A 16,512-nucleotide genomic window follows, 5' to 3' on the forward strand; every position below is an offset into this window, starting at 1 on the left:
AGAGGCTGCGCCTCCGACACCTCCGAAAGCAAGCGTAGGGTGGGCAAAGCGTAGCGTGCCCACGCGAGGCATCGCACAATGAGGCCATGTCTCGATATCGACGCGCCAAAGTCGCAGGTGGCACCTTCTTCTTCACGGTAGCGCTCGCGCAGCGAGACAGCGCCCTCTTGGCGAGTCAGGTTAAAAACCTTCGTGCCGCCTATAGGTCCGTCTCCCTACGCATGCCGTTCAAGACCATTGCGATCTGCGTATTGCCGGATCACCTGCATGCGATTTGGGAACTGCCTCCCGACGACGCTGACTATTCGCTTCGCTGGAGCGCGATCAAGAGCGGGTTCTCCAGGCATCTGCCCGTCTCTTCCAACCGCAGCACCAGCAAGCAGGGCAAGCGCGAGAAGGGCATCTGGCAGCGCCGGTTCTGGGAACATCAGATACGCGATGCCGAAGACTTGAAGCGTCATGTCGACTACATTCACTACAATGCCGTCAAGCATGGCCTGGTTGCCAAGGTGGCCGATTGGCCACATTCAAGCTTTCATCGATATGTTCGCCAGGGAATGTTGGCGCCCGACTGGGGTGGCATTGATCCCGGCTCTGCCAAGAAGTTTGGAGAGTAGCCTTCGCGTGGGCTAAAGCCCACCCTACGCTTGCTGCAGGGTCTCGGAGACTAAATGAGCCGCTTAGACTTCGTCAGGGATTCGAGCAAAAGATTCCCCATCGTAGATACACCTGACAGCGTTCTTCGCATGCGAATTTGGCATTGCAAGTACCGCACATTGAGCCCGCTCTCTGCGTTTCAGAAGCTGGAGGAACTGATCATTGCTTCATTTCCAGATGAGACGCTGGAAGTTATTGGGGAGCTTAGGTCTCTGCGCTATCTGCGCCTGCTTCACTTGCCGAAAATCACTGATCTTTCCCCCCTGGGGCGGCTTCAGAATTTAGAAGTGCTTAGCTTGGCAACATCTCCGGCGTGGGACGCCGCAGGGCGAATTCAACGGGTGGGTTCTTTAGCCCCGCTGCGGTCTATGCAAAATTTGCGGCATTTGGAGCTTTTTGGTGTTTGTACAGAGGACCGTTCGCTGGCAGAAATTGAGGAATGCCATGCATTGCGCACGGCAAGTTTCTCTCAGTATCCGAAGGAGAAGGTGAAACGATTCTCTGAGAAGCTAGGAGTGACAAATCAATATGCTCCCGCGTCATCGTTCGAAGCGTAGCAAGCGTAGGGTGGGCAAAGCGTAGCGTGCCCACGCGAGGCATCGCACAATGAGGCCATGTCTCGATATCGACGCGCCAAAGTCGCAGGTGGCACCTTCTTCTTCACGGTAGCGCTCGCGCAGCGAGACAGCGCCCTGTTGGCGAGTCAGGTTAAAAACCTTCGTGCCGCCTATAGGTCCGTCTCCCTACGCATGCCGTTCAAGACCATTGCGATCTGCGTATTGCCGGATCACCTGCATGCGATTTTGGAACTGCCTTCCGGCGATGCTGACTATTCACTGTGCTGGAGCGCGATCAAGAGTGGATTCTCCAGGCATCTGCCCGTCTCCTCCAACCGCAGCGCCAGCAAGCAGGTCAAGCGCGAGAAGGGCATCTGGCAGCGCCGGTTCTGGGAGCATCAGATACGCGACGCCGAAGACTTGAAGCGTCATATCGACTACATTCACTACAATCCCGTCAAGCATGGCTTGGTTGCCAAGGTGGCCGATTGGCCACATTCAAGCTTTCATCGATATGCTCGCCAGGGAATGTTGGCGCCCGACTGGGGTGGCATTGATCCCGGCTCTGCCAAGAAGTTTGGAGAGTAGCCTTCGCGTGGGCTAAAGCCCACCCTACGCTTGCTGGGGCGGTAATTCGGAGGGGAGCCTTCGCGCGGGCTAAAGCCCACCCTACGCTTGCTAAAAGGAGCATGGGATGAAGTATCTAGACGGCCAAGAGGTGAAGCTCGGCGACAAGGTCAAACTCGTCCAAGACGCAGGCGGTGTCGTTGTGTGCTCTATCGACACGGGGGAATACTGCGATGCGTATCCGAAAACCGAGTGGGAATACTTGAAGACAGGGGTAGTGATCAATTTTCCACTTCACGGACTGATTCACTACGAGAATCCGGAGCCCGACCTTCAACTCATCTCGCGGGGGCCGATTCCGTAGCTTGAATTAAGTAGGTTGTCTACAACCTCAGGCATCCGGGGCAGTACTTTGATTCCGAAAGCGGGTTGTTCCAGAACTGGCATCGGGATTACAGCGAGCGTAGGGCGGGTCTTGACCCGCTTGTCGCGAACAGTTCCGACTCGGTTGGTCGAGAAGGCCGCTAATAGATCAAGAAACCTGCTCCGCCGGGCCGTCTCCGGAGAGATGGCGCTCGCCACGTGCCAGTCCTGGCCTTGCGGCCAGCCGTTGTCTCCGCGGGCGCCTCGTCCAGGCACGCCCGTTACGCTGCGCGGGCTCCCCTGGTGGAGACAGCCCGGCGGGCAGCAATACCGTGTTGTTAATGAGCACCGACAGCAGGCGGACCCGGGACTCGTTCGCGGATGCGCTAGCAGAGCCCTACTGGGTTAGCCCGGCAATCGTTCTACTGCGGGGAAGTTCTGGAGCCGTGAGAGGCATGGGCCGGGTGGGTGAGATCGATCCCGGTATGCCGTGGGCTTCGGTCGTTGGGCTTTCCAACGTGGAGCCTGGGTCGATGAGGAATATGCTACGCGCGCAGAGGCGGAACTCATAACGGAGTTCCGTTTTTTGGGGGCGCCGTCCGTGGCCGGACTTCACTTCCTGATCGAGCCCCAGCCCGGCCATCCATGGCCGGGCGTTCGCCGGCGTGGAGTGCCATTCAAGGCACTCCACGACAGCCCCGGCTCACCCTTCGACGGGCTCAGGGCGAACGGGTCGGCTGATCATTTCTCGTCGCTCCTGGGCCATTGATCCATGCATTGCCTACCCCGCGAGGCCTTCCCCCCACCACCTCTCTCCTGCTGCCAAGGGGAGAAGGGTTCTACAGCCGGCTTGCGTAGCGCTGAGAATAAAAAAACGGAGCAAGCCCCCCGGCATGCTCCGTAAAGACGTCGCACCTGATACCCAGTGCAGACGAGGATTTGAGTGTAGCTATGTCACCACTTCGAGACCTCAAGCTTCGCCGCAGCGCGGGATCGCCCCTCACCCCTACCCTCTCCCCGCCTGCGGGGAGAGGGGGTGGGAGTTGGTCGTTCACCCTTCGACAGGCTCAGGGCGAACGGCAATTCTCGCCGATCGCCTCGCTTACTTCGTCGTCATCTTCTGCACCGAGCTGGCGCTGAAGTAGTCGTCGCTGAAGCTCACCGTCAGGTCATACGGCTTGTCTTCGTTGAAGGCGGCGGTGATGAAGTAGCGGCCCGAGGTGAAGTGGTAGATCACTTCCGGCACGGTGAAGCTCGCCATCACGTTGGCGGCGAAGCCCACGTGGCCTTCCTGGAACTGGTAGAGCTGGTCGCGGTTGTCGTAGTCGTCCACCAGCGCGATGTTCCAGCTGTCCTCGTCGATGTAGAAGCGGCGCTTCTTGAAGGTGTGGCTGGTGCCTTCCTTCAGCGTGGCCTCCACCACCCAGACGCGGTGCAGCTCGTAGCGCGGCAACTCGGGGTTGATGTGCTTGGGACGGATCAGGTCCTTGTACTTGATGGTGTTGCCGGCGATCTTGTTGGAGTTGTAGGGGATGAAGACTTCCTTCTTGCCCACCAGCTTCCAGTTGTAGCGCTCCAGCACGCCGTTAAACATGTCCACCTGGTCGTAGAACTGGTGGCCGTCGGTGCCTTCGTACGGGTTGTCGCAGCAGACCGTCGGGGCGCGGCGGATGCGCTTGAGGCCCGGCGAGTACAGCCAGGCGGCGCGGCCCGCGGCGCCGGTGCCGGCCTTCTCGTGCACCAGGATGTAGGTGCCGGCCATGCGGGGCGGCTCCACGGTCTTGGACAGGTATTTCAGGAACTCGCCGGAGGTGGTGGTCAGCGGCACCGGCTTCTTGATCGAGCCGTAGCCGAAGGTCACGTCCTCGATGATCTTGGTCTGCTGGTAGGCGCCGTTGGGCTGCACGATGAACTGGTTGTTGTAGCGCGTGGCCGCCTCGCCGCGGAACTTCAGCTTGTGGTTCCAGACCGGCTCGGCGCCGCTCTTGGGAATCGGGAAGGGGAAGCCCAGCTTGCAGTTGTCCGGCGTATCGGTGCCCACCATCTCGCAGGTGGTGGCATTGGCGGCGGTGGCCTGGTAGATGATGTCCGGCCAGGCGACGACGCGCTTGCTCGGGTAGACGTTCATCTTGTAGCTGTCGTAGGTGTTGAGCAGCTTCTTGTGGCCTTCGCTCAGCTTGCCCACGTACTGGCCGATGTTGCCCTTGGTGATGGTGTACAGCGGCTTGTCGCCGTCGGTCTCGGGGTTGTTGGGGTACTCGCCCTTGAGCTTGCCGCGCTGCTTGCCCGGGGTCCATTCCGGGATCGTGCCTTCCTTGTTGCCGACCTTCTCGGCACCCACGGGCGTCAGTTCCTTGCCGAGCTTGGCGGCCTCGTCGGGCCCCACCTTGGCGCCGGCCGCCCCGGCGAACAGCGCGGCCGCCAGCGCCGCCGTGATCGTGATCCTGCTGTGCATCTTCCGTCTCCTCATCTGTAGGTATGGGTGCGTCAGAACTGCAGTCGGACAAAGGCGCGTGCCGTATCGCGGTCGCGGTACAGGTTGTAGGAGCCGCCGCCCGTGAACCAGGTGTAGCCGAGATTCAACGACAGGCTGGACTTGTAGCGGATTTCCAGGCCGATGTCGCCGTTCTTGCGGCCTTCCACGAAGTTGGTCGCCAGGCCCGGGGCGGTGCCCTTCACGTCGTGCTTCCAGGTCAGCTGCGGCATCAGCGAGATGCCGGGCAGCACGGACTCGTACTTGATCTGGCTGATGATCACGTAGCCCCAGGACAGCTTGTCCGGAAAGCCCCCCAGGTCCTGCTGGTGGGGGTTGAAGCGCAGGCCGTCCGGCCCCCAGGAGCAAGCCTCGTTGGTGGAACAGGCCTGGCGCGAGCGGTCGGCGCCGCTGCCGTCCGCGCCGGCGCTGGCGTGGGTGTAGGTGCCCGGCGCTTCCAGCTGCAGCTCGTCCAGGTCCGGCATGCCCGGCACCCAGGTGGCGCCCAGCTCCAGCAGGGTGATGACCTGGTCGGCGCCGAAGGGGTTGTCGGTGGCGCCGGCCACGTGGGTGGCGCCCAGGTTGAACTGGTAGCTGTCGAATTCTTCCCAGCCGCGGATATAGCTGTTGCCCGGGTTCTTGCCCACCACTCCGCCGCGGTAGGGAATGATGAACGACGGGAAGGCGCGGCCCGAACCCGGCACATGGCCGATCAGCAGGTCGAAGGTATCGCTGTAGGCGCCCGGCGTGCCGTTGGCATCCACCACGTAGTCGCTGCCCGGGTACAGGCCGATGCTGCCGTCCGGCATGGCGCCGAGGCCACCCAGGAAGTCCACCCCGAAGAACTGCAGCAGCCGGTCCACCACGCCGGACAGCGCCGGGATGCCGCCCAGCAGGGCGCCGGTCAGCGAGCCGGTGCCGGCGCAGCCCTGCCCCTGCTCGTCGCGCAGGTGGCAGTTGCTCAGCGTGGGGCCGAAGCCGGCGAACACCAGGTCTTCCAGATCCACCTGCAGCGGCTCGTCCGGGCGGTAGGCCACCTCGCCCTGCAGCGAGAAGTCGCCCAGCGTGGTGTTGAAGGACAGGCCGAACAGCTTGATGTCCTCCGGGTACTCCAGCTGGACCTTCAGGGTGTCGAAGGGCACGGCGTTGCTGGTGGCGCCGTTGGGGTCGTTGGGCCGCAGCACCGTGTGCAGCAGGGGCACGTCCGGGCAACTGGCGATGAAGCCCAGCGTGCTGCGCACGTCCTTGGCGCAGCTCTCGTCCACCGATATCACGCTGACGTAGGGATTGCGCGCGTGGTAATTCATGAAGTAGAAGCCGAACTCGGTGCCGGCGTTGAAGTCCTCGGAGTAGTACTTCAGCGCCAGGCCGTACTGGCCGCCGCCGTCCGGCTCCTTGTCCTTCAGGCGCTGCGCGGTCAGCGAGGTGTTGGTGATGCCGGACAGCGGGTTGTCGATCAGGCGCCCCACGGCCTCCGGGTCCTCCGCCGCGCCGCCGAAGCTCAGGTTGACGTTGTCGATGGCGTTGTTGCTGCCCACGTCGAGGAAGGCGAAGTAGGAGCCGGGCGCGGGCGCTTCCAGCGGCTCCCACTCGTACTGGTAGAAGGCTTCCAGCGTGGCGCCGTCGAAGGGCTCCATGGAGGCGTAGAACATGCCCACCGGCGTGAACACTTCCTCCACCAGGAAGCCGGTGCGGTAGAAGTTGTTGGCGTTGACCGGGTTCACCTGGTTGATGGAGCCGAACACCAGCAGCGTGGACTCGCCCCAGTTCACGGTCTGGCGGCCGAGCTTCACGGTCAGCTCCTTGTCGCCCCACAGCGGCAGCTTGCCGTAGACGAAGGCGTCCAGCAGCTGCAGGTCGGTGCCGATCTGGCGCAGCGTCTCGCTGTCGCTGCGCTTGCTGCGCACCACGCCGCCGGGGCCGTAGACCAGGCCGCAGGGACCGATGCCGGGGTTGCGCGAGGGCGGGCAGGCCACCGAATCGCTGCGCTGCGTCAGCGGCAGGTTGGGCAGGCCCAGGGGCAGCGGCAACACCTCGCGGCCCGGCACCGACACCGTACCCACGTCGAGCATGTTCTCCGGCGTGATGCGGTTGGGATGGTTCTCGGTGAAGTCGTTGTTGACGAAGTCGTAGAAGTACAGGCCCTTCACGAACAGGCCCCAGTCGCCGTGCGTCAGCGTGAAGTCCTGGGTGATCTTCAGCGGCGCCTGCACGATGTCGTGCTTGTCGTAGTTCAGGTTGCCGTCATCGGCATTCACCGTGAACTGGCCCGGCGAGCTGGCCAGCTTCTGAGCGGGATAGGTCTGGGTGCGGAACAGGCCCTGGCAGGCCTGGTAGAGCATGCGCCCGTCGGCGGTACGGCCGCAGACGTTCGGGTCGAGGTTGGACTTGCCCACCAGGTCACTGGCGCGATCCTGCATGCGCCAGGCGGCGCCGGCAGTGATGGTGGTGTTGAGCACGGCATTCCACTCGCCGTTGTCGTCCAGGTCGAAGCTCAGCGACCAGGCCGGCAGGCTGAACAGCGACAGCAGCAACGCCGCGGCGCGAGCCGCGGGCTTGATCTTCTCCATCATCGCAGGGGGCCCTCGTGAATCTCTAGTTGTAGTCGTCACGCCTGCCGGATCTGCGCCCGGCATTCTGCGGAGCATGCTCCCGCTCCTGTCCGGCGGTAATGAGAATTGCGGACAAGGTGTTGAGATTGGTGACCATGCCAGCGGCACGCCTCAGGGTGCCGTTCCGACAGGTATCGGGCTCTCCCCCACCGCGCCGAGCCGCTGCCGGAACCGGCCCGGCGCCTGGCCCTGCCAGCGGTTGAAGGCCCGCGAGAAGTTGGCGCCGCTGCTGTAGCCCACTTGCAGCGCCACCTGGTCCACCGGCAGGCGCGTGCCGCCGAGCAACTGTTCAGCGCGCTGCCGCAGCACACGCTCGCGCAGGTCGCGGAAGCGCAGGCCTTGGCGCCGCAGCTGGCGCTTGAGCGTGCGGGGCGACATGCACAGCCGCTCCGCGACCTCGCGCTGGCCGGGACAGGTCCCCTTGCCGGCCGCCAGCACCGCCAGGACCCGCTCCGGCAGTTGCGCGCAGGACCGGCGCAGGCGCTTGCCGCCGGATGCAGGCACGGCGCTCATAGCGTCTTCAGGTATTCGATGATCGCCTTGCGCTCGGCATCGGTCAGCGCGTCGGTGAAGGTATGGCCGCCGTTGTCCTGGCTGTAGAGCCGGGTGTTGTAGATCTTGCGCTCCTCGACCTGGGCGTTCGTCAGCGGTGTCTGCAGCAGGTTGGGGATGTTCCAGGCCAGGCCGCCGTTGGCGTAGATCACCGACAGGATCTGCTCCAGCAGCGGGTTCTTCATCGGGTCCGAGGGGTCGCATTCCAGGTAGGGCATGGCGCCGCCGACGCCACAGGGAATCTCCTCGTACTTCCAGCCCAGCTTCTGCCGGTCGTAGGCCCGCCGGAAGCTGGGGTCGAAGCCCATTACCACGTCGAGCCCGGTCTCATTGGGTGCCGAGACGCGCCGCCAGATCGGCTTGCGGTCCGAGGACTTCAGCACCTCCCAGGCATTGGGCACCGAACCGTTGTGGAAATACGGCGCCGTCGCCCAGACCCCGTACAGCGGTGGCGCCAGGTAGCCGTTCTCCCGGTCGCCGCGGATGCGGTCCAGGTTCTGGTCGCCGCAATCGTTCTCCGTGCCGCGCTGCTCGGGGTAGCCGAACCAGTCCTTTTCGAAGGTCCGCGACACTTCCTGGTCGTTGCCGTCCACTCGGCGCGGATCGGTGCCGATCAGGTCGCGCGGCACGATGTAGCCGGCGATGCCCTCCAGCTCCGGCGTCTCGAGGTAGTGGGGGTCGTGCACGAAGCGCGGCGAGTAGGCGCCGTGGCAGCTCGCGCAGGAGCCGTTGCCGCCCTTGGGCCGCTCGCGCCCCGCATTCGCCGGCAGAGCGAACAGGTCCTTGCTGTGGAACAGCACCGCCCCCTGCTCCGCCAGCGGTACATCCACCGGCTCCGGATACTTCGGCGAGCGCCGGTCGAGGACCCAGGCCGCGGCATCCTGGTCATGCTGCTCGATCCACTCGAAGGCCGCGTTGACATTGAGCGGGATGGGATTGGCGGCGCCCAGCGGCGTGAACGCGGAGACCAGGATGCGCTGCGCATCGGAGGACATGCCGCCGTCGAAGAACTTCAGCGGCCGGTGCCCGTAGTTCCACCAGACCGGCGGATCCTCGCTGCCGGTACCGCCCGAGGTCTGCATCAGCAGGTAGGGCAGCAGGTTGGCCGGCGTGACCAGGGCCGAGATGGCATTGAAGATCTGGAAATTGGTGATGTTGCCGAGGCCGCGCACCTGCGTGAAGGCCGTCAGCGCCGGCCCGATCGCATATCCCGCGAACAGGGTGTCCCTCCCGATCACGCCGATGTCGCTGAGGCTGTTGGTGCCGTAGATCGCACCCGGCAGGCCCGCTTCACCCGGCAAGCCGACCTGGCCGCTGTGGCAGGCGTGGCAGGTGCTCGCCAGCTTGCCGCTCCAGCGCCCGTCCGCCTCGCGCAGCTGCGTCCACGCGGTCGGCAACTGGCCCGAGCCGCCATCGGTCTGGTTGGGGTCTTCGCCCGGCAGTGGATAGGGATTGCGCTCCGGCCCCAGCACCACGCCCCAGCGCGCGGCCAGCAACTGGTCGTAGTTTTCGGGCCGCTTGCTCAGCCCCCAGGAGCGCCACATGTTGTTGTAGGCATCCGCCGTCAGATGGAAGCCCGGAATCACCGCCGCCGCCGGATAGTTGCCGATGAAGTTGCCGGCGGCGCCCTGCACGCCATTGCCTTTCATGATGACGCCGCCGCGCTCGATGCGCCCGCGCCAATCGCCGCAGGTCCTGGGCGCCGCGTCCTCCGGCGCCGCATCGACATGGCAGTTCTTGTAGTACGCGTTGAAGTACACCGCCTTGCCGGCGTTCACGCCCGGCTTCACCAGCGCCACCGGGCTCACCGGCAGCGCCGCGGCGTCGTCCTTGCCCTCGCAGTAGCGCGACCAGGCGTGGCCGCCGCGGTGGCCTTCCGCCAGCAGCGGCAACAGCGTGCCGGCATCGACGCCGCCCGCGAGCAGCGCCGCGCAGCCGGCACCGTTCTCGAAGCACTTGAGCAGGATCTCCATGTTCTTGTACGGCGCGCTGCCCACCGGCCAGGGCGCACCGCCGCTGTGCGGCGTCTCCTGGCCGGAGGACATCCGCAGGATGCGCGAAGTAGGATTGTTGCGTCCCAGGCGCTCCCAGCTGGCCCGGAGGTTGTCCAGGTCACGCGAGCGATCCTTGGCCAGCATGAAGTCATGGCCGTTCTCCACGTCGCCCGGCGCGCCGGGCACGTGGCAGGTGCGGCAGAAGTCGAGCTGCGGCTGCACCTTGCCGCTGAAGTGCTCCTCCAGGCTGCGCGCCGCCACGCTGCCGCCGCCCTGCAGGCCGTCGCTGCGCCCGCCGTACTCGCCGCAGCCCCCCAGCGCCAGCGCCAGCAGCCACAGGCCGGCCTTGCCGGAATGCCGAATCTTCATGCCGCTCTCCTCGATGCCCCGGCCTGGGGCCGGGGCTGTTTCTGTTTTTCGCTACAGCGTCTTCAGGTATTCGATGACCGCCTTGCGTTCCTGCTCGGTCAGCACGTCGGAGAAGTCATGCCCGCCGTTGCCGTTGCCGAGCTTGCGCGTGTCGTAGACGAAGCGCTTGTCGGCACCTCCCGGGACCAGGTCGGGCAGCACCACCAGCGCCGACCAGTTGAAGCCGGAATACAGCAGGTTCATCACGGTCTGCGTGACGGAGGGCTGCTCCGGCGCTACCGGGTTGCAGTTGAACAGCGGGTTGCCCGGCAGGTCACCGCAGGCCAGCACCTCGTGCTTCCAGCCCAGGCGCTGGAAGTCATAGGCGCGGCCGAGGCTCTGGTCGAAGCCGCTGATCTCGTCGATGGTCTGCAGCTGCCGGCGCCAGATGGCGGGCCGATCCGAGGACTTCAGCACCTGCTCGATGGTGGGCACCGAGCCGTTGTGGAAGTACGGGGCGGTGGCCCAGGTGCCGTGCAGCGGCGGGGCCTGGTAGCCGATGATCTCGCGCTCCCAGCCGCAGACGCCTTGCGGACGCATCGACAGCGGCAGGCCATCGTCGGCCAACTCCGCCGCCAGGTTCTTCGCATCCGGCGCCGTCCAGCCCTCCACGCCGTCGGGGTAACCCCAGAAGGTGGTGCCGTAGGCCTCGCGCAGATAGGGCGAAAGCTCGTCGGCACGCGCGGAGTCGGTGCGGATCACTTCCAGCGGCATCAGGTGCGCCGCCATGCCGCCCAGCACCGGGTCTTCCAGGAAAGCCGGATCGTGGACGTAGCGCGGCGAGTAGGCGCCGTGGCAGCTCGCGCAGGAGCCGTTGCCGCCGGCCGGCTTGGGCTTGCCGGCATTGGCGCCGCCGCCCCAGAGGTCCTTGCTGTGGAACAGCACCGCGCCCTGCTCCGCCAGCTTCGTATCGATGTCGCCCGGATAGACCGGCGACTCCAGCGACAGGAAGAAGGCCGCCAGGTCCTGGTCGAACTCCTCGATGCGATCGCGGTAGGCCTTGCCGTCCACCGTGATCACGGCGGCCAGTTCGCCCACGCCCGCCGCCATCACGATGCGCGTGCTGTCGATCGACTGGCTGCCGTCGAAGAACTTGCGCGCGCGGTGGCCGTAGTTCCACCAGGCCGGCGTGTCCTGCTGCTCGGCGGTGGGATGCGGTTGCGCCGAGTTCTGCGCCAGCTTCAGCGCGTTGGGGTTGAGGCCCAGGCTGTCGTAGTCCAGCAGCATGAACAGCAGCTCGAAGCCGGCCACGGCGTTGTTCTGGCCGCGCTGGTCGCCGCCCAGCGCGAAGGGATTGAGCAGCAGCGGCACGCCGATGGAGACGCCGTAGGCGCTGCCGCCGTCGGTGGCCTGCATGCCGGTGTCGGCGTTGTTGTTGCCCAGGCCCAGGTTCTTCATCGTGATCCTGCTGCCGCCGTCGCTGGCGTCGCCGATCTGTCCGCCGTGGCAGCCGAAGCAGGCCACCTCGCCGATCACGCCGGTCCATTTGCCCTGCGCGTCCTTGAGCTGGCGCTTGCCCAGCGGCAGCTGGCCGGAACCGCCGTCGCTGGCATTCGGGTCCTCGCCCGGCAGCGGGTAGGGATTGCGGAAGGGCGCGTGGTTGTAGCCGTAGCGCAGGGTATAGAGCTCGTCGAAGTTGGCCGGGCGCTGGTCCAGGCCCCACTTCTTCCAGCTGTCGTTGTAGTCCTCGGCGGTTTGCGAGCCCGCGGCCAGCGTGTCGATGAAGGCCATGCGCCCGCGCTCGCGGCGCTCGCGATAGGCACCGCAGGTCTTCGGCGCCCGCTCCTTCTCCGGCAGGTTCGCGTGGCAGTCCTGGTACCAGGCGTTGAAGTAGACGGCGCGGTTCTCGTTGACGCCCGGCCGGATCATCGTGCGCGGGTCGATGGGCAGCTCGGCATCGTCCGGCCGGTTCGCGCAGTAGGTCTCCCAGACGGTCTTGGCGTGCGTGCTGCCGAGCAGCGGCAGCAGTTCGCCCGCGTCGATCCCGCCGCTGAGGCTGCAGCCCGAGGGATTCTCGAAGCACTTCAGCAGGATCTCCATGTTCTTGTACGGCGCGCTGCCCAGCGGCCAGGGCGCGCCGCCGCTGTGCGGCGTCTCCTGTCCGGAGGACATCAGCAGGATGCGCGAGGTGGGGTTGTTCCGGCCCAGGCGCTCCCAGCTGGCCTTGAGGTGGGCCATGTCCTGCGACTTGTCGCCGGACAGCATGAAGTCATGGCCGTTCTCCACGTCGCCTGGCGCGCCGGGCACGTGGCAGGTGCGGCAGAAGTCGAGGCCGGGCTGGACGTTGCGGCTGAAGTGCTCGTCCAGGCTGCGCGCGGCGGTGCCGCCGCCCGGGACCGGGTCGCTGCGCCCGGGCGCGCAGGCCGCCAGCAGCAGTACGGACAGGGCCAGCGCCCATGGGCCGAGCACGGCCCTCCTCATCGCTTGATGCTGCATTCCTCTCCTCCGGTCCCGCTATTCTTATAAAAGGGGCATTTGTTGCCTTTTGTAATAGGTAACATTAGTTGCCGTTTGGCGTCAAGGATGAATCGTGAACGAAGCAGTCAAACCCCCGCACAACCCCGCTTTCGTGGCCCGCAAGCCGCAGCAGCAGCGCGCCAAGGACCGCGTGGACCTGGTGCTGGCGGCGGCGGAGGAATTGCTGCTGGAGGCGGGGCTGTCGGGCTTCTCGATCCCCACGCTGGCGGAGCGCCTGGAGTTCCCGCGGGCGACGATCTACAAGTTCTTTCCCACCCCCTATGCCCTGCTCAACGAGCTGGCGGAGCGCCAGCTGGCGGCGCTGGAGGAGCACCTGGCGGCCTACGCGGAAAGCATCGCGCAGGCCAGCGACTGGCAGGAGATGGTGACGCGCATGATCCACGCCGCCGCCGACTACTACAGCCGACACCCTGCGGCGCAGGTGGTGCTGCTGACCGGACCCATATCCGATGCCAGCTTCCGCGCGCTGGAATACACCATCGCCCGCCTCGGCACGCTGACGCGCACGCTGTTCGCGCAGCGCGGTATCGCGGTGCCCGAGGACTCGCCCGACATCGCGGCGCTGGCGGTGGAGTTCGGCACGGCGAGCTTCCGCATGAGCTATTTCCTGCACGGACGCATGACGCCGGAGTACACGCAGGCGGGCGCGGACGTGATGCTGGCCTTCCTGGCGAAGCGGCTGGGGCTGGCGCTGCGCTGACTGCAAGCCGCGTGCATCGGCGCACGTCCTGCGGAAACCCTCTCCCGCCCCCCCCGGGCCGCCCTCTCCCGCAAGCGGAGAGGGGAACAAGACGAAGAAGGGGCGCCGAGGCGCCCCTTCTTCGTTCTCGTCACCCGTTACAGCGTCTTCAGGTACTCGATGATCGCCTGCCGCTCCTGGTCGGTGAGCACGCTGGTGAACTCGTGGCCGCCGTTGTCCTGGCTGTAGTAGTTCGTGTTGTAGACCTTGCGGTCCTCGATCTGCTGGCTGGTGAAGATCGGCAGGTTGAGCAGGTTCCAGGCCAGACCGCCGTTGGCCCACACCAGGCCCAGCAGGTCCTGAACCGTGCCACCGCCGCTGGGATTGCAGTCGATGAAGGGCATCGAGCCGGTGCCGCAGGGCAGCGCCTCGTAGTTCCAGCCCATGTGCGGAGCGTTGTAGCCGGTCTCCAGGCTGTAGTCGAAGCCGGCAATGCCGTTGTCGATGGCCGGGCGCGACAGGCGGCGCCAGATGGGCTTGCGGTCCGCCGGCTTGAGCACCTCCCAGACACTGGGCACGGCGCCGTTGTGGAAGTACGGCGCGGTGGCCCAGACGCCGTACAGCGGCGGGGCCAGGTAGCCGAGCTCACGGTCGCCGCGCACGGCGGCGTCATTCTGAGAGCCGCAGGTCGGCACGCCCTGCTCGTTCTTCGGGCCGTCGTTGTAGGCGAACCAGTTCTGGCGCGCATAGTTCGACACCACCTGGCTGTGGCCGTCGAGGCGCCGGGTGTCGGTGGCGATGATGTCGATCGGCGTGACATACGCGGCGATGCCTTCCAGCAGCGGCGTCGCCAGGAAGGCGGGATCGTGGACGTAGCGCGGCGAGTAGGCGCCGTGGCAGCTGGCGCAGGAGCCGTTGCCGCCTTCGGGACGGCGCACCGGATTGTCCAGGCCCGCGCCCCACAGGTCCTTGCTGTGGAACAGGATCGCGCCCTGCTCCGCCAGCGCGGTGTTCACCTCGCCGAGCTTGCCCTCCGGCCACTTCGGCGAGCGCATCGACATCATCCAGCTGTCGCCGTCCTGCATGTGGTCCTTGATCCACTGCTTGCCTTCGACATTGTTCGGCGAGGCGACGTTGGGAAAGTGGAAGGACAGCTCGATGCGCTTGGCGTCCGTGGGCATGCCGGCGTCGAAGAACTTCATCGGACGGCTGCCGACGTTCCACCACACCGGCGGGTCCTCGGTGCCGGTGGAAGGCTGGGTCTGCACGGTGAGATAGGGGATCAGCGCATCGAACAGCGTCAGCGTGCCGAACAGCTGGAAGTTGGTGATGTTGCCGGTGCCGCGCACCTTGTTCTGCGAGATCACCGCCAGCAGCGACTGCTGCGGCGCGATGCGGCCCAGGTCGGTGAACATCACGGTGATGTCGGAGATGGAGTTGGTGCCGTACATCGGGCCCAGGCCCTCGCCGTCCGCCGCCTTGCCGACGGCGCCGCCGTGGCAGATGTTGCAGGTGACACCGACATTGCCGGTCCAGCTGCCGTCCGGGTTGCGCAGCTGCGTCAGGCCCAGCGGCAGCTGGCCGCTGCCGCCGTTGCTGGCATTCGGGTCTTCACCGGGCAGCGGATAGGGATTGCGCTTGTCCGGCAGCGGCATGCCCCAGCGCTCGGCCATGAGCTGGTCGAAATTGTCGGGGCGGCTGGGCAGACGCAGCACGCGGTCCCACAGCGTGTTGTAGTCCTCGGCCGGGAAGGCGAAGGCGGGGTCCGGCGAGTCGCCGCCGAACATGGTGCCGGCACCGATCTCGCCGGTCGCCGCCACCAGGCGATAGCCGCGCTCGGAGCGGGCCCGCAGCTCGCCGCAGGTGCCCGGGTGGTTGTCCTCCTGGCAGGTCTTCCAGTAGGCGTTCATCAGGACGGCCTTGTCCTTGTCGATGCCCTCCACCACCAGCTCGCGCGGATCCTGCGGCACCTCGGTGCTGTCGGGCTTGCCCGCGCAGTAGTCGAACCAGTAGTGGCCGCCGCGCCGGCTGCCCAGCAGGGGCAGCAGCTCGCCCGGGTCCACGCCGCCGCTGAGGCTGCAGGTGGCCGGGTTCTCGAAGCACTTGAGCAGGATCTCCATGTTCTTGTACGCCGCGCTGCCGACCGGCCAGGGCGCGCCGCCGCTGTGCGGGGTTTCCTGCCCGGAGGACATCAGCAGGATGCGCGAGGTGGGATTGTTGCCGCCCAGGCGCTCCCAGCTGTCGCGCAGCTTCTGCAGGTCATCCGCTCGGCTGGAGGAGAGCATGAAGTCCCTGCCGTCCTCCACGTCGGCGACGCCGCCGGGGACATGGCAGGTGCGGCAGAAGTCGAGGCCGGGCTGCACGTTCTGGCTGAAATGCTCGTCCAGGCTGCGCGCCGTGCTGCCGTCACCGGATACCGTGTCGCTGCGCCCCGGAGCGCAAGCCGACAACCCCGCGCACAGCAACACCGCCGCCAGCCGCGGCGCCGTCATCCCGAATCTCTTCACAGGCCTCTCCCGAAGCGCACCGACAAAAATAGTTACTTATGTAACTTTAACAAAAGTAAGGTTCTCGACCTTCCACTGTCAAGCCAGGCCCCGACACCATTGCAGGCCGCGCCGGAGCAAGGCTTTCGCGGAACCGGCCGGGCGCCATGCCCATCCAGCGCTGGAAGGCGCGCGAGAAGTTGGCTCCGCTGCTGTACCCCAGCCGATCGGCGATCGCCTCCACCGTCAGGCCCGGCCGGGTCAACAGCTCCGATGCACGCTCGCGCCGCACGCCATCCAGCAGTTCGCGATAACTGGCACCGGCATCACGCAGATGGCGCTTGAGCGTTCGCGTGGACACGCAGAGCTTCAGCGACATCTCACGCAGCGTCGGGTAGCCCCCTTGGGTCCGCGCCTGCAGTTCGGCCCGGACGAGCCGGGCCAGCGCCTTGCGGCGGGAAAGCCCGGCCATGGCAAGGCCATCCTCCGCGGTTCCCGCATGGCGATCCCTCGCATCCATGGCCGTCCTCCCAGCCTGCGAATTCGCTACTTATGTAACCTTGCAAGAAAGTTACTCTTGTAACTTTAATCCGTCAAGCGGCTGAATTTCCCCCCAGGCCGTCCATTCGACCGCTCGGCCGCCCCGGAAAGTTACTGCTGTAACTTCCGCGACCGGGTATTCTTGT

At 65.9% G+C, this 16,512-nt stretch carries 12 protein-coding genes; 5 read left to right on the top strand and 7 right to left on the bottom strand.

Translation table 11 applies throughout. The annotated features are described in order from the left end of the window. Positions 1-86 precede the first annotated feature (86 nt). The 4 genes from C3942_RS07870 (at position 87) to C3942_RS07885 (ending at position 2,145) form a co-directional block, all read left to right on the top strand. The gene (locus C3942_RS07870) at positions 87-617 is read left to right on the top strand and encodes an REP-associated tyrosine transposase (protein WP_104229826.1); all 531 of its coding nucleotides are present in this window, start codon (positions 87-89) and stop codon (positions 615-617) included. Positions 618-671: 54 nt separating this feature from the next. Beyond that, on the top strand, positions 672-1,214 hold the full coding sequence (locus tag C3942_RS07875) for a hypothetical protein (RefSeq protein ID WP_104229827.1): 543 nt from the start codon (positions 672-674) through the stop codon (positions 1,212-1,214). Positions 1,215-1,271: 57 nt separating this feature from the next. Next, on the top strand, positions 1,272-1,802 hold the full coding sequence (locus tag C3942_RS07880; RefSeq protein WP_104229828.1) for an REP-associated tyrosine transposase: 531 nt from the start codon (positions 1,272-1,274) through the stop codon (positions 1,800-1,802). 106 nt (positions 1,803-1,908) lie between these two features. After that, complete coding sequence (locus tag C3942_RS07885; RefSeq protein WP_104229829.1) at positions 1,909-2,145, top strand: hypothetical protein; 237 nt, start codon at positions 1,909-1,911, stop codon at positions 2,143-2,145. 1,101 nt (positions 2,146-3,246) lie between these two features. Here the strand turns inward: C3942_RS07885 and C3942_RS07890 are convergent. The 5 genes from C3942_RS07890 to roxC form a co-directional block, all read right to left on the bottom strand. After that, positions 3,247-4,599 (bottom strand): DUF1329 domain-containing protein, encoded by a 1,353-nt coding sequence (locus C3942_RS07890; protein WP_104229830.1) that lies wholly within the window; start codon positions 4,597-4,599, stop codon positions 3,247-3,249. 32 nt (positions 4,600-4,631) lie between these two features. Further along, positions 4,632-7,190 carry a DUF1302 domain-containing protein gene (locus C3942_RS07895; RefSeq protein WP_243393541.1) on the bottom strand — a complete coding sequence of 853 codons (2,559 nt, stop codon included), beginning with the start codon at positions 7,188-7,190 and terminating at the stop codon, positions 4,632-4,634. Positions 7,191-7,340: 150 nt separating this feature from the next. Then, a complete protein-coding gene (locus C3942_RS07900; protein ID WP_104229831.1) occupies positions 7,341-7,742 on the bottom strand; it encodes a helix-turn-helix domain-containing protein in 402 nt (133 codons plus the stop codon). Beyond that, positions 7,739-10,144, bottom strand: coding sequence for a c-type cytochrome (locus C3942_RS07905; protein ID WP_104229832.1), 2,406 nt, complete (start codon positions 10,142-10,144; stop codon positions 7,739-7,741). Before C3942_RS07905 ends, C3942_RS07900 begins: the two co-directional genes overlap by 4 nt. Positions 10,145-10,195: 51 nt before the next feature. Continuing rightward, positions 10,196-12,592: a putative rubber dioxygenase RoxC gene (roxC, locus tag C3942_RS07910; protein WP_104229833.1), complete on the bottom strand. Its 2,397-nt coding sequence runs from the start codon at positions 12,590-12,592 to the stop codon at positions 10,196-10,198. Between the two features lie 121 nt (positions 12,593-12,713). Here roxC and C3942_RS07915 point away from each other — a divergent pair, with 121 nt between their 5' ends. Further along, entirely contained in the window at positions 12,714-13,361 is a 648-nt protein-coding gene (locus tag C3942_RS07915) for a TetR/AcrR family transcriptional regulator (protein ID WP_165797376.1), read from the top strand. 137 nt (positions 13,362-13,498) lie between these two features. Here C3942_RS07915 and roxB read toward each other — a convergent pair whose 3' ends face one another. After that, complete coding sequence (gene roxB, locus C3942_RS07920) at positions 13,499-15,847, bottom strand: rubber dioxygenase RoxB (RefSeq protein ID WP_133164268.1); 2,349 nt, start codon at positions 15,845-15,847, stop codon at positions 13,499-13,501. A gap of 46 nt (positions 15,848-15,893) precedes the next feature. Next, positions 15,894-16,346: a helix-turn-helix transcriptional regulator gene (locus tag C3942_RS07925; RefSeq protein WP_104229836.1), complete on the bottom strand. Its 453-nt coding sequence runs from the start codon at positions 16,344-16,346 to the stop codon at positions 15,894-15,896. Positions 16,347-16,512 lie beyond the last annotated feature (166 nt).

This window comes from Solimonas fluminis (genome assembly GCF_002930645.1).
GTDB classification, from domain to species: domain Bacteria; phylum Pseudomonadota; class Gammaproteobacteria; order Nevskiales; family Nevskiaceae; genus Solimonas_A; species Solimonas_A fluminis.

Bases quoted from the DNA above. Each gene is read 5' to 3' on its own strand.
- C3942_RS07900 (WP_104229831.1), bottom strand. From the start codon at position 7,742: ATGAGCGCCGTGCCTGCATCCGGCGGCAAGCGCCTGCGCCGGTCCTGC.
- C3942_RS07925 (WP_104229836.1), bottom strand. From the start codon at position 16,346: ATGGATGCGAGGGATCGCCATGCGGGAACCGCGGAGGATGGCCTTGCC.
- C3942_RS07870 (WP_104229826.1), top strand. From the start codon at position 87: ATGTCTCGATATCGACGCGCCAAAGTCGCAGGTGGCACCTTCTTCTTC.
- C3942_RS07885 (WP_104229829.1), top strand. From the start codon at position 1,909: ATGAAGTATCTAGACGGCCAAGAGGTGAAGCTCGGCGACAAGGTCAAA.
- C3942_RS07875 (WP_104229827.1), top strand. From the start codon at position 672: ATGAGCCGCTTAGACTTCGTCAGGGATTCGAGCAAAAGATTCCCCATC.
- C3942_RS07895 (WP_243393541.1), bottom strand. From the start codon at position 7,190: ATGATGGAGAAGATCAAGCCCGCGGCTCGCGCCGCGGCGTTGCTGCTG.
- C3942_RS07880 (WP_104229828.1), top strand. From the start codon at position 1,272: ATGTCTCGATATCGACGCGCCAAAGTCGCAGGTGGCACCTTCTTCTTC.
- C3942_RS07905 (WP_104229832.1), bottom strand. From the start codon at position 10,144: ATGAAGATTCGGCATTCCGGCAAGGCCGGCCTGTGGCTGCTGGCGCTG.
- C3942_RS07890 (WP_104229830.1), bottom strand. From the start codon at position 4,599: ATGCACAGCAGGATCACGATCACGGCGGCGCTGGCGGCCGCGCTGTTC.